Raw genomic sequence first — 20,679 nt, forward strand, 5'->3', positions numbered from 1 at the left:
CGGCGGTGCCGGCGGCGTCAAAACCGGTTCCTCGCGGAACGGCCCGTCTCGTCGTTAGGCGAGCTCGAGCTGGGCGGCCTGGAGGCCGCGACCGCGACGGTCTTCCTCAGTCACGAAGGTGAGCGTGGTGCCCTCGGCCGGCACGGCCAGGCCCGAACGCTCGAAGGCGGTGATGTGGACGAACACGTCCTTGCCGCCCTCGGCCGGGGTCACGAAGCCGAAGCCACGATCATGGTTGAAGAACTTCAGGGTGCCGGTCTGGCGCATGGGAGAACTCCTGTCCCGTGTCGATAGTTAAGCGCAAGTAAGCGCGCTTGCTTGCGCGAGCGTGGCATTCAGAAACGGGAAAGGCAGTTCTGTTCGACAGAACCGGTCGACTGGACCAGGAAGCGCCGCATACCGAAACTTTCTTAACCGGGTTCGAATTTTCAAGCCCGCTGGGGCCGGTCCGAAAACCGACCGGGCGAAGTGTATGCGAAAACCCTGAGACCGGCAAGCGCCGCCGCAGCGTCCGCAGCGGTTCGTCATGCGTTTGCAGCGCCTTGCGCGCGTCCCCGGCGCTCGATCAGGCCCGCCAGCATGTCATTGAACCTGCTTGCTTCCTCCAGATGCGGCGAGTGGCCGGACTGCGCGAAGGTCTCGATGCGGGCATGGGGCAGGTGCGCCGCCTGCCACTCGGCGGCGGCGAGGCTGTAGAGCTGGCTGCGCGCGCCCCGCGCCAGCACCACGGGCACGTCGATGTGCGGCGTCAGCGGGCGGAAATCCTGGATCGTCAGCGAGCGCCACATGGCGGCGAGCAGCCGCGGGCTCGCCTTGCGCATCTCCCTCTCGGCGAACTCGACCAGCTCCTTTCGTGCGTCCAGCGCGAAGCTCCGCCGGGCGGTTGCCGGCGCCAGCAGCGGCCACTGGCTCTCGATGGCCTTGAGGAACACCGCGTTGCGCGGCCCGTCGAGCCCGTTCAGCGTGCCCAGCGTCCAGTCCGGCCCGTTGATCACCCGCGGCGCCATGTCCTCCACCACCAGCGCGGCCAGCCGGTCGCTGCCGTGGCGCTCGATCATCGACCAGGCGACCAGCGCGCCCATCGACCAGCCGACCAGCACCGCCTCCGCGATGCCCTCTTCCTGCATCAGGGCGGCGAGAGCATCCGCACCCGCCTCGATGCGGGGCGTCACCGCGTCGGCGGTCTTGCCGTGGCCGGGCAGGTCCGGGGCGATCACTTCGGTGAGGCCGCCAAGGGCCTCCAGCTGCGGCGCGAAGAAGCCGCCATGGCAGGACCAGCCGTGCAGCAGGATCAGGACGGGCACGCCCGGTCGGCGCCGGCCGGCCCGGTGCAGATGCAGCCTGCTCATCCGCGGTTCCTCAGCCGGCCGACGATGCCGTCCGGAAAGAAATAGACCGACAGGATGAACAGCGTGCCGAGCCACAGCAGCCAGCGTTCCGGCGCCACCAGGTCGGGCAGCAGCGGCAGGCCGCGCGTTGCCGCTTCGGCGCTGGCCATCAGGCTCTGCAGATAGGTCTGGGCGAGGATGAACAGGCTCGCGCCGATCACCGCCCCGTACATCGTGCCCATGCCGCCGATCACCACCATCAACAGGATGTCGATCATGATCTCCATGGACAGGGTCGTCGCCGGTCCCGTGTAGCGGATCCAGATCGCGAGCAGCGCGCCGGCAAGGCTCGCCATGGCGGCGGAGAGCACCGTCGCCGTCGTGCGGTAGAGCACCACCCGGTAGCCGATCGCCTCGGCGCGGAAGGCATTGTCGCGCACGGCCTTCAGCGTGGAGCCGAAGGGCGAGTTGACGATGCGCAGCATCACGAGGAACAGCACAAGGGCGCTGAAGAAGACGAGGTAATAGGCAAGCAGCCGTCCGTCGATCCGCACGTCGAAGATCCGCATGTCGGTCAGGCGGAAGGCCGGCGTCAGCTCGCGCGGGATCCGGTAGGTCAACCCGTCCTCGCCGCCGGTGAGGAAGGAGAGCTGCGAGACCAGCACGGCGAAGGCGCTGGCGACCGCCAGCGTCACCATGGCGAAAAAGATCGCCTTCACCCGCAAGGAGAACAGGCCGATGGCGAGCGCCAGCGCGCAGGACAGCGCCGTTCCGGCCAGCACGCCGACGAGGATCGCCCCGAACGAGGCCCCGAGACTGCCGAGCGCCAGCGCCACGCCATAGGCGCCGATGCCGAAGAACATCGTGTGGGCGAAGGAGACGATGCCGGTATAGCCGAGCAGCAGGTCGTAGCTCGCCACCAGCACGATGAAGATGCAGATGCGCGCGGCCGTATCGAGCGGCTTGGTGCCGGGAAACAGGAACGGCGCGAAGGCAAGGCAGAGGCCGATTCCGATCAGCAACAGCGCCAGCGGCCGGCTGTGCGGGCGGTCGCCGGAAAGGAGGGTGTCGATCATCTTGCGCCTACTTTGCCTTGACCACGGGGTAGAGGCCCTGCGGCCGCCACATCAGCACGCCGACCATCAGCGCGATGGTGGAGACCAGCGCCACCTTGGGCGCCAGGAACGCCATGTAGTTGGACAGGAGACCGACCAGCAGCGCGCCGATGAAGCAGCCCTCGATGGAGCCGAGCCCGCCGATGATCACCACGACGAAGACCAGCACCATGATCTCCGAGCCCATGTGCGCGGTGATCGTCTCCTGATAGAGGCCCCACATGATGCCGCCGAGGCCGGCGAGCGCGGAACCTGCCATGAACACCAGCAGGAACAGCCGGTTGATCCGGTAGCCGAGCGCCTCGACCATCTCGCCGTTTTCCACCCCGGCCCGCACCAGCAGGCCGAGCTTGGTCGCCCGCAGCACGTGGCGCATGGCGACGAACAGCACCAGCCCGATGGCCACCGCCAGCATGCGGTATTTCTCGATGGCCGCCTCGCCGACGATGAACGAGCCCTGCAGCGAGGGCGGGCGGGCGACATGGATCGCGTCCGGCCCCCAGACCACGTGGATCAGCTGCTGGGCGACGATCAGCCCGCCCATGGTCACGAGGATCTGCTTCAGGTGGTGGCCGTAGACCGGCTTGACGATCACCCGCTCGAAGGCGAGCCCGAGCGCGCCCGTCACCGCCATGGAGGCGAGGATCGCCAGGAACACGGCGGCAAGGTTCAGCACCACGGCCGGGTTCTGCGTCCAGCCGGACAGCCAGGCGAGCACCGTGAAGCCGACGAAGGCGCCGACCGAGACGAAGGCGCCATGGCCGAAATTGATCACGTCCATCAGGCCGAAGACGACGGTGAGCCCCGAGGCCATGATGAAGATCATCAGCCCCATGGCGAGCCCGGCGACCGTCAGCGTCAGCCACACGGACGGATCGCCGACGGCGACAAGCCCGGCGAGCGCCAGCACCGGCGCCAGCAGCAGCGGTGCCGCCTTGCCGAGCCGTTCCATCGCCGTCGGCCCCACCAGGCGGGGGCGGATCGCGGTTTCGCTCACTGGTGCACCTCCAGGCTGAGGCCCATCAGCTTCTCCTGCAGCGACGCGTCGGCGGCAAGCTCCGCCATCGCGCCCGCATGGACGATGCGCCCGTCATCCATCACCGCCACCGTGTCGCCGAGCGCCGAGGCCATGGCGAAGTTCTGCTCCACCAGCAGGATCGTGGTGTCGGTGTCCTTCAACTCTTTCAGCGCTGCCGTCATCGCACCGATGATCGCCGGCGCCAGGCCCTTGCTCGGTTCGTCGATCAGGATCAGCCGGCGCGGTTCGATGATCGCCCGGGCGACCGAGAGCATCTGCTTCTGCCCGCCCGACAGCGTGCCGGCGGCCTTGTCCCAGAACGTGCCGATGGGCGGAAACAGCTCCTTGATCCAGGCAAGGCGCTTTTCGTCGAACGGCCCGCTCGTGGCGGCAAGGCGCATGTTCTCCGCCACCGTCAGGTCGGCGAAGATGCCCATGTTCTCCGGCACATAGGCGATGCCGGCGCGGGCGATGTCGGGGGTTGCCAGTGCCTGGATCTGCCGCCCGTCGAACGTGATGGTGCCCCGGCTCGCCTTCCACAGGCCCATGATGGTGCGCAGCGTCGTCGACTTGCCGGCGCCGTTGCGCCCCAGCAGCATGGTCACCCCGCCGCGCGGCACCGCGAAGCTCACCTCATGCAGGATGTGATAGGGGCCGATATGGGTGTGGACGCCCTCCAGCGTCAGCAGCGCATCAGCCATGAGCTGTCTCCGTTGCAGCCGTTTCCGGCGCCTTGCCGAGATAGGCTTCCTGCACGATGGCCGAGCGCATCACCTCGCCCGGCTCGCCGTCGGCGACCAGCGCGCCGTTGTGCAGCACGACGATGCGGTCAGCCAGGGTGCGGATCACGTCCATCTTGTGCTCGACCAGGAGGATCGTGCGGTCCTTGTCGGCCTTCAGCTCCCGGATCAGGTCGAGGATCACCGGCACCTCGTCGACGCTCATGCCGGCGGTCGGCTCGTCGAACATCAGCACCTGCGCGCCGAGCGCGATCATCAGGGCTACCTCCAGCTTGCGCTGGTCGCCATGCGGCAGGGCGGAGACGGTGACGTCGCGCTTGTCGGCAAGCCGGACCTCGGCCAGCACGTGCTCGGCCCGCTCGATCAGTTCCACATGCGAGCTTGCCCGCGAGAACAGGTCGAAGCCGCGCCGCGCGCGCGATTGCGCCACCAGCCGCACGTTCTCGCGCACGCTGAGGCTGGGAAACAGGTTGGTCAGCTGGAACGCCCGGCCGATGCCGCGCTCGCAGCGATCGGCAACGCCAAGGCGGGTGATGTCCTCGCCGTTGAGCCGAACCCTGCCGGCGCTGGCCTTCAGCTGGCCCGAGACGAGGTTGAAATAGGTGGTCTTGCCGGCGCCGTTCGGTCCGACGATGGCGGTCAGCGTGCCGCGCTCGAAGGCGCAGGTCACCGCGTCGACCGCGACATGGCCGCCGAAGCGGATCGTCAGGTCCTCGGTCGCAAGAACGGGCGGTTCGCGCATGAGGGCTCGGCTCCGGGAAAGGGCGCGGGAAAGGCTCGGTGTCGGAACGTTCGGGCGGCCCGGCCGCGGCGAAGGGGCCGGGCCGCCTCGCGTGGCGGAATTCGGAACACGCTTTGGGAGTGCCGCCGAAACGGCGCGTATTCCAAACCCGCCACGCCAGAGCGTCAGCGCGTGTTGCGGATCGGGATGTTCATGTCCTCGATCTTCAGCTCGCGCACCAGTTCCGGAATGCCCCACTCGACCTCCGGGTCGACCCGGATCTTGAAGTGGTACATCGACTGCAACGCCTGGTGATCCTCCGCGCGGAAGGTCATCGTGCCCTTCGGCGTTTCGAAGGACATGCCCTCCATCGCCGCGATCAGGTCTTCCGTGTCGGTCGACCCCGCCTTGCGGATGCCCTCGACGACGGCGATGGCGGCCGACATGCCGCCGGCGGTGAAGAAGTCCGGCGGCGAGCCGTGGCGCTTCTGGTGCTCGGAGACCAGCCAGTCGTTCGCCGGGTTCTTCGGGATGTCGTGGTAGTAATAGGTGGCGCCTTCCATGCCCGGCAGCGCCTTGTAGGCCTTCATCGCCGCCAGGATGTTGCCGCCGGTGGCGATCTCGATGCCGAAGCGCTCCGGCTCCATCGCCTTGATCTTGCCGATCGGATTGTTGGCGCCGGCCCAGATCACGAACAGGAACTTGCGTCCCTCGATGTCCTTCATCGCGTCGAAGATGCGTTGGGCGCTGGCGGTGAAGTCCTGGGTGTCGGTCGGGGCGTATTCCTCGAAGGCGAGCTTGGCACCGGTATCGGCCAGCGCCTCGCGGAAGGCGGCGACGCCGTCGCGGCCGAAGGCGTAGTCCTGCGCCAGCGTGGTGATGGTGACGCCGTCCTTGCCGAGCGCGACCGCGTTGGCGATGGCGTCCTGCGAGGAGTTGCGCCCCGTGCGGAAGACGTAGCGGTTCCAGTTCTCGCCGGTGATGGAATCGGCGACCGCCGGCTCGACCAGGAGCAGCTTGCCGTATTCCTCGGCGACCGGCAGCATCGCCAGCGCAACGCCGGAGGACACCGGCCCGACGGCCAGATGCACGTCGTCGTCGCCATAGGCCTCGGCCAGCGCGGCGCGGCCGATATCCGGCTTCAGCTGGGTGTCCTTCTCGATGACGACGATCTTGCGGCCATCGATCTCCATCGTGCCCTCGGTCGCGTATTCCAGCCCCATCATGAAGCCGATATGCGACTGCTTGGCATAGGCCTCCAGCGCACCGGTCTTGCCGTAGACATGGGCGATGCGGATGTCCTCGGCCTTGGCCCCGGCGCCCAGCGGCGCGGCGGCAAGGGCTGCGGCGAGCAGCGCGGCCGCGGTGGCATGTCTGATCATGGTGTCCTCCCTGTGGCGCGGGTCGCGGGCTGCTCCTCCAGCCCGCCGGCAGCCTGCCGGTCCGTATCGCCGCCCACATATGACGCATGATTCATGTTTCATGTCAATTCGGGCGCGCGGAAGCTCCCGCTGCGTCCGGCCTGCCAGGGCCGGGCCGCTACGTCCGGAAAAAGCCGGTTGTGCGGGATGCGTCATCCCGTGATGGCGATCACAGTTGTCTTGGCAAAACCCGTCTATCTTCTGATCATGGACGCAGGGAAAAGCGGCGTCACGAAGAACAGGAATAACAATCTAGCAGAGGGAATGGAGTCATGTTCAAGAAGATCGCAGTCACAAGTCTTGCAGTCGCCCTGACCGCCGGTGCGGTTCTGGCATCCGGCACCACCGGCGCCGAGGCCAAGAAGGGCTGGCACCACAACAACGGCTGGGCCGCTGCCGGCGGGTTCGTCGCCGGTGCCGTGATCGGCTCCGCCCTGTCGCAGCCGCGCTACTACGAGCCGGCCCCGCGCTACGAACCGGCTCCGGTCTATTACGGCCGTCCGGCCCCGTGGACGCCGGAATGGTATCGCTACTGCTCGTCCAGGTACCGCTCGTTCAACCCGGACACCGGCTACTTCCGCACCTATTCGGGGCGCTACCAGTTCTGCAACTGAGCGGAACAATCCTCCCGGGAGGACCAGAAGAGGGCCGGCCTTTGCCGGCCTTTTTCCGTTTTGCGAAGGGGAGGGGTCAGCGCCCGGCCAGCGCCCGGGCGATTCCGTCGGCAGCCGCAATGCCGCTGGCGAAGGACGCCTGCAGCAGGTAGCCGCCCGTCGGGGCTTCCCAGTCGATCATCTCGCCGGCCACATGGACGCCCGGCAGCTTGTTGAGGCCGAAATCCGCGTCGATCTCGCTCCAGGCGATGCCGCCGGCCGTCGAGATCGCCCGGTCCATGCCGGAAAATCCTGTCGCGGCCAGCGCCAGCCCCTTGATCCGGCGGGCCAGCTCGAGCGGATCGCTGGTGCGCTCGCCCGTTTCCGACAGCAGCGCGATGGCGCTTGGGGGCAGGCCTGCCGCCTTGCGCAGGTGGTTGGACAGCGACTGCTTGCCGCGCGGGCGGGCAAGCCGCGTCGCCAGCGCCGCCTCGTCGAGATCCGGGCGCAGGTCGAGCACCAGCTCCGCCGACCCGTGCGCCTCGAAAGCCGCCCGCAGTTCCGCCGACAGCGCGTAGACCGCACCGCCCTCCAGCCCGCGTGCGGTGATCATCGCCTCGCCGGCAATGCGCGTGCCGCCGACGCTCACCGCGATTCGCTTCAGCGGCGTTCCGGCGAAGCGCTGCTTCAGCAGCTCCGACCAGTTGATGAGAACGCCCGCATTCGCCGGCGTCAGCGGCGTCACCGTCACGCCGTGCCGTTCGAGCAGCGGCACCCAGCCGCCGTTGCTGCCGAGCCGCGGCCAGCTCGCGCCGCCGAGCGCCAGCAGCACCGCGTCGGCCTCGATGTCCTTTGCCCCGTCCGGCGTCTCGAAGGAGAGGCACCAGCGCGCGGGCGCTTCCGCGCTCTGCTTCAGCCCCGTCCAAGTCCAGCGGGTGTTGAGCTCTACGCCGCGCGCGGCGAGCCGGCCGAGCAGCGCCCGCACCAGCGGCGAGGCTTTCATTGCAGTTGGAAACACCCGGTCGCTCGAACCGACGAAGGTCTCGATGCCGAGCTCCGCGCACCATTGCCTCAGCGCTGCGGGATCGAACGCCGCGATCGCCGGTTCCAGATGCGTTGCCGCGTCCCGGTAGCGGGACAGGAACGCCGGCATCGCCTCGCCATGGGTGAGGTTGAGCCCGCCGCGCCCGGCCATCAGCAGCTTGCGCGCCGGCGAGGGCATGCGCTCGATGATGGTCACCGCAAGGCCGGCTGCCGACAGCCGGTCGGCGGCGATCAGCCCGGCCGGCCCGGCGCCGACGACGACCACCTGCGGGACCGTCCGCGTGCCGTTCTCGCTCATTGTATATGTCCCGTTTCGGCCCGCGCGCTCAGCGCAGCGGCGCCCGGCCCTTGGAGAACAGGAAGCCGCGCTTGGCCTCGAACAGCCACAGGCCGAGCTTGGCGAGCAGCCTCACGTCGCCCGCCGGCAGCAGCGACTTGCGCCCCACGCGGGTGAGATTGAAGCCGGGGAAGGTCTTGAACACCCGCCGCGTCATGGCGAAGGTCTTGTGGAAGCGCGGATGCCCGCCGGCCGCAAAGCGCGGATGGAAGGAGACGAAGCAGTCGACCCGCTCGCGCTGCAGGAGCGGCGCCAGCATCGGCGCCACGTCGTATTCCGCGCCCTCGATGTCCATCTTGATGAACAGCTTGTCGTTCGGCCCGATCATCGCGGCGATCTCCTCCACGGAGATGCAGTCGACGTCGAAGGTGACGCTGGCGTCCTTGTGCACGAAGGAGGACATCGAATCGCCCGGCGCGGTCTTGGCGGCCATCTTGCGGCTGCCGCTCTGCGTCCACACCGCCTTGCGTAGGACCGTGACCTTGTCGCGGATCTGCGGGTTGAGCGCGAGATTCGCCTCCAGTTCGTCGGCCGCCGTCGGATCCGGCTCGAAGGCGATGACCTTGCGCGCCCGGTGCGCCTCGTACAGCACGGTCGGGCCGACCCAGGCGCCGAAGTCGAGGCACACGGTGTCCTCGTCGACGCAGGCGTCGAGAATGTCGTAGGTCGGCTTTTCCCAGTTGCCGTTTTCCGCCTGCCGCCAGAAGCCGGGGCGCGCATCGTTCACCTGGAAGGAAATGTCGCGGATCGTCACGCTGTGCATCTGGAGGGTACCGGCTCTCTTTATCTATATGTGTCTTGCAAGGGCTCTTGCGGAATTGGTGCGGGGCTCAGCCTTCCCGGCGCCTGTCCGCCGCCTCGCCCAGTTCCCGCTCATACGCCTTCGCAAGCCGCAGGAACCTCGTATAGGCGAAATTGACGGAGATCACGATCCCCCACCAGCCATAGAGCGCATAGCGGCGGATCGCATAGGCCTTCAGGAAGGCGAGGGGAAACTCGGTGGCGATGCGCCAGCGGGCGATCCGCCGCCCGCGCGCGGCCATGTCCTCGGCCTGCATCGTCGAGTAGCGGTTCATCTTCTCCACGTGGAAGGCGACGGAGCGGATCGAGCGGTGTTCCATCGCGCCCTTCAGCCGGGACGGCCTTGCCTCGGCCGGCGGGCGCACCGTGTCGTGCACGGGCGAATCGGAGAAACGGCCCGCGCGTCGGTCGTAAAGGCGGATCTGGATATAGCCATAGGCCCAGGGGGCGGGGCCGTCCTCATGGGCGAAGACATCCTTGATCGCCACGGTCCAGAACGGATTGGCCGCAAGCTTGCCGGAGGCGGCCAGTTGCGCGATCTCGCGCGCCAGCGCGGGCGTTGCCGCCTCGTCGGCATCGAGGTTGAAGATCCAGTCGTTGCGGCACTGGTCCTCGGCAAAGCGCTTCTGCGGCCCGTAGCCCGGCCAGGCGTTCTCTATGACTCGCGCGCCGTGCGCGCGCGCGATGTCCTGCGTCCCGTCGGTGGAGCCGCTGTCGACGACGACGACCTCGTCCGCGAATCCCGCCACGCTGTCGATGGCGCGGGCGATGCGGTCGGCCTCGTCATGGGCGATGATGAAGACCGATATGGCGACGGGCGTCCCGCCCGTTGTCGTCTGCATCCGTTCACATCCCCGTTTTGGCCGTTCGGGCCGCTTGACTGCTGCGAATCGAGGCAGCCGCCTGCCTGCGAAAGCGGCTTTCGGCTGCGGTCGGGCTCTCTTTACGGCCCGCGGCGGACCGCTTCAAGGCTCTCGCAGCGCAGCATCCTGCGGAAGCCCCTAAAGTCGCCTCTGGGCCCGAAAACGGCAGAACCGCAGGAAACCTAGGGCATTTGCTAACAGAGGTTTAACGGGGTGTCACCGCAAAGACACACTGTGTCCGTCGAGTGCCGCATTCGGGTATTTGCCGGTTGCGAGCCGCCGACGGCCTCGCTTAGAAAAGGATCGAGCTCGCGGGGAAGCTTGCTCAACTCTTCATCTCCCGTTGGCCACTAGGTCACACAGGGAATAACGACGAGGTCAGGAAATGAACATCAAGAGCATCCTGCTCGGCGCTTCCGCTGCCGCCCTGGCGGCCACGGGCGCTCAGGCCGCCGATCTTCCGGTGGCTCCGGAGCCGGTCGACTACGTTCGCGTTTGCGACGCTTTCGGCACCGGCTTCTTCTACATCCCGGGCACCGAGACCTGCCTGAAGATCGGCGGCGGCGTTCGCGTCGAGTTCCGTCTGTTCGACATGCTGGACAACGGTGGTTCCGCTTGGGACGCCCGCACCGACACCTCCACCGGTATCCGTGCTCGTGGCTACCTGAACTTCGACAGCCGCACCAACACCGAGTACGGCCTGCTGCGCACCTACGTCGCGGCCTGGTCGACCACCGACAACGCCGGTGCGTCTGACTTCTACCTCGACGAAGCCTTCATCCAGCTGGGTGGCTTCGTTGCTGGTCGTACCGCTACGTACTTCCAGTTCTACACCGGCAACAACTGGGGTTCCGTCCTCGACCAGGGCTTCACCGATTACGGCGAGACCAACCTGTTCGCGTACACCGCCCAGTTCGGCAACGGCTTCTCGGCCTCGGTGTCGGCTGAAGTCGCCAACAAGCGCGGTACGATCGTTGGCCCGCTCGCCGGCGTCGACTACTACGGCGGCCACAAGGTCCCGGACTTCGTCGCCAACCTGCGCGTCGACCAGGGTTGGGGTTCGGCCCAGATCATGGGTGCCCTGCACCACGTCTACGGCGTGAACGTCGCTGGTGTGACCGCTGGCAAGAGCAAGCTCGGCTGGGCGATCGGCGCTGGCGCCACGTTCAACCTGCCGATGATCGCTCCGGGCGACAACATCTCGCTGCAGGCGACCTACTCGCAGGGCGCGATCGGCTACGTCAGCTCGGCTTGGGACGGCGTGTTCTCTGACGCTGCTTACAACGCTGCTGGCTCGCTGAAGATGTCGACGGCTTGGGGCATCGGCGGTGGCTTCACCCACTTCTGGACCCCGGCGATCTCGACCGCGATCACCGCTTCGTACAACAGCCTGGATCAGGCTGCGAGCGCTGGTCTGGCCGACATCCGCGACCTGAACGTCCAGGGTAACATCATCTGGCGTCCGGTCTCCGGCCTGTACCTCGGTGCTGAGCTCGAGTACCGCAACCGCGACATCAAGGGCGGCGCCAACGACGACGCTCTGGTCGGCGTGTTCCGCGTGCAGCGCACGTTCTAATCTGATCCTTTAGGATTGGATTGAAAGGCCCGGCAGGCAACTGCCGGGCCTTTTTCTTTGTCCGCATCCGGGCGGCGAGCTCGCGCAGGACCCGTCGCGATCGCGGTTGCCGTCGCGTCCCGATACCCCCTTCTGTCACCGCAAAGACACACATGCTGCACTGCGTGCATCCAGGTGGCTATTGGCGATTGCGGCGCTGCAGCACCGTCGATTACAAAAAGGACAAGAGCTAGGGGGGAACTATTCCTTCTTTCCCGCGGCTAGCTCCTGCGGGACTAACGACGAGGTCAGGACATGAACATCAAGAGCATCCTGCTCGGCGCTTCTGCAGCTGCCATGGCAGCCACGGGCGCTCAGGCCGCCGATCTGCCGGTCGCTCCGGAGCCGGTCGACTACGTTCGCGTTTGCGACGCTTTCGGCACGGGCTTCTTCTACATCCCGGGCACCGAGACCTGCCTGAAGATCGGCGGCGGCGTTCGCGTCGAGTTCCGTCTGTTCGACATGCTGGACAACGGTGGTTCCGCTTGGGACGCCCGCACAGACACCTCCACCGGTATCCGTGCTCGTGGCTACCTGAACTTCGACAGCCGCACCAACACCGAGTACGGCCTGCTGCGCACCTACGTCGCGGCCTGGTCGACCACCGACAACGCCGGTGCGTCTGACTTCTACCTCGACGAAGCCTTCATCCAGCTGGGTGGCTTCGTTGCTGGTCGCACCGCGTCCTACTTCGACTTCTACACCGGCGACAACTGGGGTTCCGTCCTCGACCAGGGCTTCTCGGACTACGGCGAGACCAACCTGTTCGCGTACACCGCCCAGTTCGGCAACGGCTTCTCGGCCTCGGTGTCGGCTGAAGTCGCCAACAAGCGCGGCACGATCGTTGGCCCGCTCGCCGGCGTCGACTACTACGGCGGCCACAAGGTTCCGGACTTCGTCGCCAACCTGCGCGTCGATCAGGGTTGGGGTTCGGCCCAGATCATGGGTGCCCTGCACCACGTCTACGGCGTGAACGTCCCGGCTGTGACCGGCGGCAAGAGCAAGCTCGGCTGGGCGATCGGCGCTGGCGCCACGTTCAACCTGCCGATGATCGCTCCGGGCGACAGCTTCTCGCTGCAGGCGACCTACTCGCAGGGCGCGATCGGCTACGTCAGCTCGGCTTGGGGCGGCGCCTTCTCTGACGCGGCCTACAACGCTGCCGGCCAGCTGAAGATGTCGACCGCTTGGGGCATCGGCGGTGGCTTCACCCACTTCTGGACCCCGGCGATCTCGACCTCGATCACCGCTGCCTACAACAGCTTGGATCAGGCTGCGAGCGCTGGTCTGGCCGACATCCGCGACCTGAACGTCCAGGGTAACGTCGTGTGGCGTCCGGTCTCCGGCCTGTACTTCGGTGCAGAGCTCGAGTACCGCAACCGCGACATCAAGGGCGCTGCCAACGACGACGCTCTGGTCGGCGTGTTCCGCGTCCAGCGCACGTTCTAATTCGATCCTTTAAGGATTGGATTGAAAGGCCCGGCAGGCAACTGCCGGGCCTTTTTCTTTGTCCGCATCCGGGCCCGAGGGTTTGTGCGGGCCACCTCATGTCTTTTCGGCATTCCGATAAGTCCATATAAAAAAACATGAAATGGAGATGCGTTGACGTTTCCGTAAATAACGCGCTTGCAAGCCAGCCTGTGAAGTGGAATCTTCCCCTCCATCGAAAGACACGGCCCGGGATCCGGACAGGTCCGCCCGCAGGGGCGCAGCCGGCGATCCGCCTCAGGGCATTTCGCGGAGGTAGTCATGACTGCAGCAATTGTCGGCTGGGCCCATACCCCCTTTGGCAAGCATTCCGACGAGACGGTCGAGAGCCTGATCGTCCAGGTGGCGCGCGATGCCATCGCCGATGCCGGCTTCGAGCCGGCGGATATCGACGAGATCGTGCTCGGCCATTTCAATGCCGGCTTCTCGGCCCAGGACTTCACCGCCTCGCTCGTGCTGCAGGCCGATCCTGCACTGCGCTTCAAGCGCGCGACCCGCGTCGAGAATGCCTGCGCCACCGGTTCCGCTGCCGTGCACCAGGGCGTGCGCGCCATCGCCGCGCGCGAGGCGCGGGTGGTGCTGGTCGTCGGCGTCGAGCAGATGACCACGACCCCGGGGCCGGAGATCGGCCGCAACCTGCTCAAGGCCTCCTACCTGCCCGAAGACGGCGATACGCCGGCCGGCTTTGCCGGCGTCTTCGGCAAGATCGCGCAGGCCTATTTCCAGAAATACGGCGACCGCTCCGACGCGCTGGCCGCCATCGCCGCCAAGAACCACAAGAATGGCGTCGGCAATCCGTATGCGCAGATGCGCAAGGATCTCGGCTTCGACTTCTGCCGCGCCGAGAGCGAGAAGAACCCTTTCGTCGCCGGCCCGCTCAAGCGCACCGACTGCTCGCTCGTCTCGGACGGCGCCGCGGCGCTGGTTCTGACCGACATCGAGACCGCGCTCGGTCGCAAGAAGGCGGTCGCCTTCCGCGGGCTTGCCCATGCCCAGGACTTCCTGCCCATGTCGAAGCGCGACATCCTCGCCTTCGAGGGCTGCGGCGAGGCCTGGCGCCGGGCGCTGGGGGCCGCGGGGCTCTCCATCGGCGACCTGTCCTTCGTCGAGACCCATGACTGCTTCACCATCGCCGAGCTCATCGAATACGAGGCGATGGGCCTGACCGCGCCGGGCGAGGGGCATCGCGCCATCCTCGAGGGCTGGACCCAGATGGACGGTCGCCTGCCGGTCAATCCGTCCGGCGGTCTCAAGGCCAAGGGCCATCCGATCGGTGCCACCGGCGTGTCGATGCACGTTCTGTCGTCGATGCAGCTCACCGGCACGGCCGGCGACATCCAGGTGAAGAATGCCGAGATCGGCGGTGTGTTCAACATGGGCGGCGCCGCGGTTGCCAACTACGTGTCGGTGCTGCAGCCGCTGCGCTGAGGCTGTGCCCTACGCATGAAAGAGGCGCGGGGGCCCGGCTCCCGCGCCTTTTGTTTGCCGGCGTCGGGTCTCGTCGGTGCCGTCAGTAGACGGCCGATTCCATGTAGCGGGCCAGGTCGAGCAGGTCGAAGGCGACGATGTCCCAGCTGTCGCGCGGGGCGAGATCGTTGCGCTGCTCGGGCCCGAACTCCTTCGGCCTGGCAAAGAAGGCGGTCTTCAGCCCCACAGCCCGCGCGGCGGCAAGGTCCGCATTGTGGGCGGAGGCATACATCACTTCGGACGGCAGCAGGTCCAGCGTCGCCGCCGCCTTGAGGAACAGGCTGCCGTCATGCGCGCGCCCGTCCAGCAGGTCCGATCCCAGCACCAGGTCCCACGGCAGGCCGGCATGTTTGGCAAGCCACGTCATCGGCGCCGTCGGCAGGTCGGTGCACGACGCGATGACATACTCGCGCCGCAGGGCGCGCAAGCCCGGCACGCTGTCCGGCCAGGCGGGAAACCGCTGCCAGCAGGCCAGCAGCAACTCCTGCTCGCGGCTGCCCGCAGGCGCCTCGAGATCTGCATCCGCCAACACCTGCGCAAGGCTTTCCGCCAGGTGTTCCTGCGCCTGGATTGCCCCCGCGCTGGAGGCCAGCCGGGCGCGATAGGTCCTGTACCATGCAGTTGCCAGGGTGCTGGCCGCAATGTCCTTGCCGCTTTTTGCGAAGGCCCGATCGAAACCGCCCGATAGCCCCCTGTTCCAATCGACAATGGTGCCCAATACATCAAAGAAAATAGCTTTTACCACGGGTTTTCACTCGATACCGATATGTCTGAAACGCTTCTGGGGTAACCAGTATTAGTTGCTTGACTGGGGGAATCAACCAAGAGTCTTCCTTGTCGGAGGCACAGTAACACCTCCCATCTGGATTTTCCGAAGAAAGCAGAATTATGGATAAGGAGCAAAAATCAAAAAGAAATCATGGGAAATCTCGCCGCGCCTGAACAAAAAACGATAATTTTTTGAAATTAAGGCAAGGCGGTTGCAAAGCCTCGCAACAGCGCGCCAAAGACTATGGTTCTGAATTCCGTAAACGGAAAACCTCCCTCATGGGTTGTAGTCGGCAGGTGGACCGCCTTTTCGTCTTGGGCCGGCAACCCGGCGCCGTCTCCGGCAAGCATTTCGCCTCCCGTTCCGGCTCTGCTCCTGGACGTCCTGCCGAGCGTTCCGGCCGGGCAAACGCGTCGGACGGCCGATCCGTAGCATGATTTTTCCCTGCCGCTTCCCTCGATTGAAACGCCATGCCCGGCGCAAGGACGACGGACGCTTTATCTCTAGGGCTGTTTCAGGATCGTCCGGAGATCGCGCCAGATGGCACGCCACGCACAGGCATCGGATCGCAAGCTCGCCGTCTTCCCGGCCTTTCACAAGGTCGAGGGCAGGCGCGTCGTCGTTGTCGGCGGCGGTGACGAGGCGGCCGCCAAGGTCCGCCTCCTCGCCGAGACGCTTGCCGACATCGTGGTGATCGCGCCGCATGTCGAGGACGTGCTGACGGACGCCGTCGCCCGCGCCGGCGGCACCATCCTTTCTGAAGCCTTCGCTCCCGCCCATCTCGACGGCGCGGCCCTCGTCTTTGCCGCCAGCGGCGAGGAGGCGGAGGACACTGCCGTCGTCGCCGCTGCGCGGGCGCTCGGCATTCCGGCCAATGCGGTCGACCGGCCGGAGATCTGCGACTTCTATGTCGGTGCGCTGGTCAACCGCGCGCCGGTCGCCGTCGCCATCACCTCCACCGGCGTCGGCCCGGTGCTCGCCCGCCACATCCGCGCGCGCATCGAGGCGATGCTGCCGCGCGAGACCGGCGACCTCGCCCGTCTTGCCGAGAGCTTCCGCGACACGGTCGTGCGCGTGATTTCCAGCGGCGTCGAGCGTCGCCGCTTCTGGGCCCGCTTCTTCTCCGGCCCGGTCGCTGCGCATCTGCAGTCCGGGCGGCCGGATGCGGCCCGCGCCGAGGCGCAGCGCCTGCTCAACACCCGCAACGAGGAAGCCGGCTTCGTCTGGCTCGTCGGTGCCGGTCCCGGCGCCGAGGACCTGCTGACGCTGCGCGCGCAGCGCCTGCTGCAGGAGGCCGACGTCATCGTGCACGATGCGCTGGTGCCGGAGGCCGTCGTCGCCATGGGCCGGCGCGATGCCGAGCGCATTTCCGTCGGCAAGCGCAAGGGGCGTCATTCGGTCTCGCAAGCCGAGATCAACGAGATCCTGGTGCGCGAGGCCTCGCACGGCCGCCGCGTCGTCCGGCTGAAGGCGGGCGATCCGCTGGTCTTCGGCCGCGCCGGCGAGGAGATCGCCGCCCTGCGCGCCGCCGGCATCGCCCATGACGTGGTGCCCGGCGTCACCGCGGCCCTGGCCGCCGCCGCCAGCACCCGCATTCCGCTCACCCTGCGCGGCGTTGCCTCCGACCTCGTCTTTGCCACCGGCCACGACCGGGACGGCGAGACGCTGCCGTCCTGGGGCGCGCTGGCGCTGCAGGGCGCGACCGTCGCCGTCTACATGGGCCGCACGGTCGCCGTCCGCGTCGCCGACCGCCTGCTGGAGGCCGGGCTGTCGCCCGCCATCCCCGTTGCGGTGGTCGAGAACGCGGCGCAGCGCAACGAGCGTTTCTTTGCCGGCACGCTCGCCGACCTGCCGGCGCTTGAGGACCGTCACGAGATCGACGGCCCGACCCTCATCATCATCGGCGAGGCCGTCGGCCATGCCGATCTCGCGAACAGCCAGCCCCTGCGCGTCGTGCCGGCCGAAAGGGCCGTGGTCGCCGCATAGCCCCCCTGAAGGAGCGATTGCATGAAGGCTTTGACAGCCAACCGACTGATCGATGGCGAAGTGGTGTGGCTCGGCCGCTCCGGCCAGTGGGTCGAGACCCTGGCCAGCGCGTGGCTGCTGGAAACGCCCGAGGCCGTCGCCGAGGCGGAAGCTGCCGGCGCCGAGGCCGAGGCGTCCCGCCTGATCGTCGAGCCCTATCTCATCGACCTGACGCGCGAGGAGGGGGAGATCCGTCCCGTCCGCTTCCGCGAGAAGATCCGCGCCAGGGGGCCGACCGTGCGCCCTGACCTTGGCAAGCAGGCCCGGCGCGAGGTGTCGGCGGCCTGACCCGGCCGCGACGCGCCAACCGACGAATACCCAGAACCCGGACGCGAAGCGATCCGCCGTTCCAGGAGTTGCAAGCATGTACCGCTATGACGAGTTCGACGCCCATTTCGTGTCTGCCCGCGTGGACCAGTTCCGCGACCAGGTGCAGCGCCGCCTTGCCGGCGACCTGACGGAAGAGCAGTTCAAGCCGCTGCGGCTGATGAACGGCGTCTACCTGCAGCTCCACGCCTACATGCTGCGCATCGCCATTCCCTACGGCACGCTGAATGCCGTCCAGATGCGGCGCCTTGCTCATGTCGCGCGCACCTACGACCGGGGCTACGGCCATTTCACCACGCGCCAGAACATCCAGTTCAACTGGCCGCGGCTGAAGGACATTCCCGAGATCCTGTCGCAGCTCGCGGAAGTCGAGATGCACGCGATCCAGACCTCGGGCAATTGCATCCGCAATGTCACGGCCGATCACTTCTCGGGCGCGGCCGCCGACGAGATCCTCGATCCGCGGCCCTATGCCGAGATCCTGCGCCAGTGGTCGTCGCTGCATCCGGAGTTCTCGTACCTGCCGCGCAAGTTCAAGATCGCGGTCACCGGCGCGCCGCACGACCGCGCGGCGGTGCAGGTGCACGACATCGGCCTGCAGGCGGTGCGCGATGCGGACGGCAATGTCGGCTTCCGTGTCTTCGTCGGCGGCGGCCTCGGCCGCACCCCGATGGTCGGCCGGCTGGTGCGCGAGTTCCTGCCCGAGGCGGACCTGCTCGCCTACAGCGAGGCGATCCTGCGCGTCTACAACCGCTACGGCCGCCGCGACAACAAGTACAAGGCCCGCATCAAGATCCTGGTCCACGAGACCGGCCTCGAAGAGCTGAAGGCCGATATCGAGGCGGAGTTCGCCGAGATCCGCGACGGCGTGCTGAAGCTGCCGGCGTCCGAGATCGAGCGCATCACCACCTATTTCGATCCGCCGGCCTTTGTCGCGGCCGATGGCGACGAGGCGGTGCTGGAGGCGGCCATCGCTGCCGATCCGCAGCTCGAGGCCTTTGCCGCGCGCAACGTCCACCCGCACCGCGCGCCCGGCTATGCCAGCCTCACCATCTCGCTGAAGCCCATCGGCAAGGCGCCGGGCGATGCCACGGCCGAGCAGATGGAGGTCGTCGCCGACCTTGCCGAGCGCTACGGCCATGACGAGATCCGCGTCAGCCACGAGCAGAACCTCGTGCTGCCGCATGTGCGCCGTCGCGACATCCCGGCGATCCACGCCGCGCTGGTCGAGGCGGGCCTGGGCGAAGCCAATGCGGGCCTGGTGACGGACATCATCGCCTGCCCGGGCCTCGACTATTGCGCCCTTGCCACCGCCCGCTCGATCCCGGTCGCGCAGCGCATTTCCGAGCGCTTCGGCTCGCCCGAGCGCCAGCGCGAGATCGGCGATCTCAAGATCAAGATCTCGGGCTGCATCAATGCCTGCGGCCATCACCATGTCGGCCATATCGGCATTCTCGGCGTCGAGAAGAAGGGTGAGGAATACTACCAGATCACCCTCGGCGGCTCGGCGGACGAGAACACCTCGGTCGGCGAGATCATCGGTCGCGGCTTCTCCTACGACGAGGTCGTCGATGCGATCGAGAAGGTCGTCGACACCTATGTCGGCCTGCGCGAGACCCCGCAGGAAGACTTCCTCGCCGCCTATCGCCGTGTCGGCGATCAACCCTTCAAGGAGGCGCTCTATGGCACTGCGTGAGGCCTATGCGGTCCGGCAGGACCCGCCGACGCCGGCTATCGATGCGGCCTGGCTCGCCGACCGGTTCGTCTCGGCTTCCGCCGAGGCGGTGATCGCCGCCGCGCGCGGGCGCTACGGCGACCGGCTGGCGATGGTGTCCTCCTTCGGCGCGGAAGCAGCGGTGCTGCTGCACCTCGTTTCGCGCGTCGACCGGACCATCCCCGTGCTGTTCATCGACACCGGCAAGCTGTTTCCCGACACGCTGCGCTACCGCGACCTCCTGGTCGAGCTGTTCGGCCTTTCGGACGTGCGCACCCTTGCGCCCGATCCGGCGGATCTGGAGGCCATCGACCCGGCCGGCATGCTCTGGATGAGCGATACGGACGCCTGCTGCGACATCCGCAAGGTGCGCCCGCTGGCCCGCGCGCTCAAGGGCTTCGATGCCTGGATCTCCGGGCGCAAGCGCTTCCAGGCGAGCAGCCGGTCGAACATCCCGGTCTTCGAGGCCGACGGCGAGCGCATCAAGGTCAATCCGCTGGCGGACTGGGACCCGTCGGACCTGCGCGCTTATGCGCAGGCGCAGGACCTGCCCGGCCATCCGCTGGTCGCCAGGGGCTACCCGTCCATCGGCTGCATGCCCTGCACCAGCCCGGTGGCCGAAGGCGAGGACCCGCGCGCCGGACGCTGGCGGGGGCGCGACAAGACCGAATGCGGCATTCATCTGGCCCTGCCGATGGAGAACGAACAGGGAGCCGGGATCTGACCATGGCGGCAAGACTTTACCGGAACGGCGGCTTCGTCGCCGACGAATGGACCCATCTGGACGACGAGGCCGAGCTTCCGGCGGAAGGCGCCTTCGTCGTGCCGCTCGCCCGCTTCCTGGCGGCGGCGGCCGATCTGCCGCAGGGCGTCAGGCTTGCGCCGCTGGTCAAGGCGAGCGACGATCCGGCCAGCCTTGCCGGCCACCTCGCGGCGCTTGAGCTGGTGGTGGTCGACTTCGCCAAGTTCTCGGACGGACGCGGCTACTCCACCGCCCGCCTGCTGCGCCAGCGTTACGGCTTTGCCGGCGAGGTCCGGGCGAGCGGCGACGTGCTGCTCGACCAGATCCCGTTGATGCGCCGCGTCGGCTTCGACGCCTTCTCGGTCGTCAACGAGCCGACGATCCGCGCGCTGGAGGCTGGCCACGACGTCGACGTGCCACTATACCTCCAGCCTGCGGAACGGGCGGGCGAGGTGCCTGCCGGGGCGCGCTACTGGGCCCGGCGCCCGGCGGGTGCGCAGCTTTCCTGATGTCGGCGGCGCGCCGTTTGGCTATGCTGCCGCCGGACATTCCGG

The 20,679-nt window shown here is 67.4% G+C and carries 20 protein-coding genes; 9 read left to right on the forward strand and 11 right to left on the reverse strand.

The annotated features are described in order from the left end of the window. Positions 1-54: 54 nt before the first annotated feature. From BBX35_RS12090 to BBX35_RS12120, 7 genes are all read right to left on the reverse strand, one after another. On the reverse strand, positions 55-267 hold the full coding sequence (locus BBX35_RS12090; protein WP_067220344.1) for a cold-shock protein: 213 nt from the start codon (positions 265-267) through the stop codon (positions 55-57). 257 nt (positions 268-524) lie between these two features. Further along, on the reverse strand, positions 525-1,349 hold the full coding sequence (locus BBX35_RS12095; protein ID WP_067220347.1) for an alpha/beta fold hydrolase: 825 nt from the start codon (positions 1,347-1,349) through the stop codon (positions 525-527). Beyond that, the gene (locus tag BBX35_RS12100; RefSeq protein WP_067220348.1) at positions 1,346-2,404 is read right to left on the reverse strand and encodes a branched-chain amino acid ABC transporter permease; all 1,059 of its coding nucleotides are present in this window, start codon (positions 2,402-2,404) and stop codon (positions 1,346-1,348) included. The genes BBX35_RS12095 and BBX35_RS12100 overlap by 4 nt, the downstream gene beginning before the upstream one ends. A gap of 7 nt (positions 2,405-2,411) precedes the next feature. Further along, positions 2,412-3,395 carry a branched-chain amino acid ABC transporter permease gene (locus BBX35_RS12105; RefSeq protein ID WP_208979843.1) on the reverse strand — a complete coding sequence of 328 codons (984 nt, stop codon included), beginning with the start codon at positions 3,393-3,395 and terminating at the stop codon, positions 2,412-2,414. A gap of 41 nt (positions 3,396-3,436) precedes the next feature. Next, positions 3,437-4,162, reverse strand: a complete 726-nt coding sequence (locus BBX35_RS12110; RefSeq protein WP_067220354.1) for an ABC transporter ATP-binding protein — start codon at positions 4,160-4,162, stop codon at positions 3,437-3,439. Then, positions 4,155-4,943, reverse strand: coding sequence for an ABC transporter ATP-binding protein (locus BBX35_RS12115; RefSeq protein ID WP_067220356.1), 789 nt, complete (start codon positions 4,941-4,943; stop codon positions 4,155-4,157). Before BBX35_RS12115 ends, BBX35_RS12110 begins: the two co-directional genes overlap by 8 nt. 164 nt (positions 4,944-5,107) lie before the next feature. Then, entirely contained in the window at positions 5,108-6,304 is a 1,197-nt protein-coding gene (locus tag BBX35_RS12120) for a substrate-binding domain-containing protein (RefSeq protein WP_067220359.1), read from the reverse strand. 311 nt (positions 6,305-6,615) lie between these two features. Here BBX35_RS12120 and BBX35_RS12125 point away from each other — a divergent pair, with 311 nt between their 5' ends. Beyond that, complete coding sequence (locus BBX35_RS12125; protein ID WP_067220361.1) at positions 6,616-6,957, forward strand: BA14K family protein; 342 nt, start codon at positions 6,616-6,618, stop codon at positions 6,955-6,957. Between the two features lie 76 nt (positions 6,958-7,033). On the opposite strand, the gene BBX35_RS12130 is transcribed toward BBX35_RS12125, so the two are convergent. From BBX35_RS12130 to BBX35_RS12140, 3 genes are all read right to left on the reverse strand, one after another. Then, positions 7,034-8,278, reverse strand: coding sequence for a BaiN/RdsA family NAD(P)/FAD-dependent oxidoreductase (locus BBX35_RS12130; RefSeq protein ID WP_067220364.1), 1,245 nt, complete (start codon positions 8,276-8,278; stop codon positions 7,034-7,036). Between the two features lie 28 nt (positions 8,279-8,306). Then, entirely contained in the window at positions 8,307-9,080 is a 774-nt protein-coding gene (locus BBX35_RS12135) for an FkbM family methyltransferase (protein ID WP_067220366.1), read from the reverse strand. A gap of 67 nt (positions 9,081-9,147) precedes the next feature. Beyond that, positions 9,148-9,960 carry a glycosyltransferase family 2 protein gene (locus tag BBX35_RS12140; protein WP_067220369.1) on the reverse strand — a complete coding sequence of 271 codons (813 nt, stop codon included), beginning with the start codon at positions 9,958-9,960 and terminating at the stop codon, positions 9,148-9,150. A gap of 406 nt (positions 9,961-10,366) precedes the next feature. Here BBX35_RS12140 and BBX35_RS12145 point away from each other — a divergent pair, with 406 nt between their 5' ends. From BBX35_RS12145 to BBX35_RS12155, 3 genes are all read left to right on the forward strand, one after another. Then, complete coding sequence (locus BBX35_RS12145) at positions 10,367-11,557, forward strand: porin (RefSeq protein ID WP_067220371.1); 1,191 nt, start codon at positions 10,367-10,369, stop codon at positions 11,555-11,557. Between the two features lie 294 nt (positions 11,558-11,851). Beyond that, a complete protein-coding gene (locus BBX35_RS12150; RefSeq protein ID WP_067220373.1) occupies positions 11,852-13,042 on the forward strand; it encodes a porin in 1,191 nt (396 codons plus the stop codon). Positions 13,043-13,342: 300 nt separating this feature from the next. Then, a complete protein-coding gene (locus tag BBX35_RS12155) occupies positions 13,343-14,509 on the forward strand; it encodes an acetyl-CoA acetyltransferase (protein WP_067220375.1) in 1,167 nt (388 codons plus the stop codon). 82 nt (positions 14,510-14,591) lie between these two features. Here the strand turns inward: BBX35_RS12155 and BBX35_RS12160 are convergent, their stop codons facing one another. Continuing rightward, positions 14,592-15,293, reverse strand: coding sequence for an HAD family hydrolase (locus tag BBX35_RS12160; protein ID WP_067220378.1), 702 nt, complete (start codon positions 15,291-15,293; stop codon positions 14,592-14,594). A gap of 564 nt (positions 15,294-15,857) precedes the next feature. Here BBX35_RS12160 and cysG point away from each other — a divergent pair. From cysG to BBX35_RS12185, 5 genes are all read left to right on the forward strand, one after another. Further along, positions 15,858-17,303: a siroheme synthase CysG gene (gene cysG / locus BBX35_RS12165; protein ID WP_067220379.1), complete on the forward strand. Its 1,446-nt coding sequence runs from the start codon at positions 15,858-15,860 to the stop codon at positions 17,301-17,303. 21 nt (positions 17,304-17,324) lie between these two features. Beyond that, positions 17,325-17,630, forward strand: a complete 306-nt coding sequence (locus tag BBX35_RS12170; protein WP_067220382.1) for a DUF2849 domain-containing protein — start codon at positions 17,325-17,327, stop codon at positions 17,628-17,630. A 76-nt stretch (positions 17,631-17,706) separates the two neighbouring features. Then, on the forward strand, positions 17,707-19,365 hold the full coding sequence (locus tag BBX35_RS12175; protein WP_067220384.1) for a nitrite/sulfite reductase: 1,659 nt from the start codon (positions 17,707-17,709) through the stop codon (positions 19,363-19,365). Next, entirely contained in the window at positions 19,352-20,107 is a 756-nt protein-coding gene (locus tag BBX35_RS12180; RefSeq protein WP_067220386.1) for a phosphoadenylyl-sulfate reductase, read from the forward strand. The genes BBX35_RS12175 and BBX35_RS12180 overlap by 14 nt, the downstream gene beginning before the upstream one ends. 2 nt (positions 20,108-20,109) lie before the next feature. Further along, positions 20,110-20,634, forward strand: coding sequence for a DUF934 domain-containing protein (locus tag BBX35_RS12185; RefSeq protein ID WP_067220389.1), 525 nt, complete (start codon positions 20,110-20,112; stop codon positions 20,632-20,634). Positions 20,635-20,679 lie beyond the last annotated feature (45 nt).

This window comes from Stappia indica, from assembly GCF_001696535.1.
Classification (GTDB): domain Bacteria; phylum Pseudomonadota; class Alphaproteobacteria; order Rhizobiales; family Stappiaceae; genus Stappia; species Stappia indica.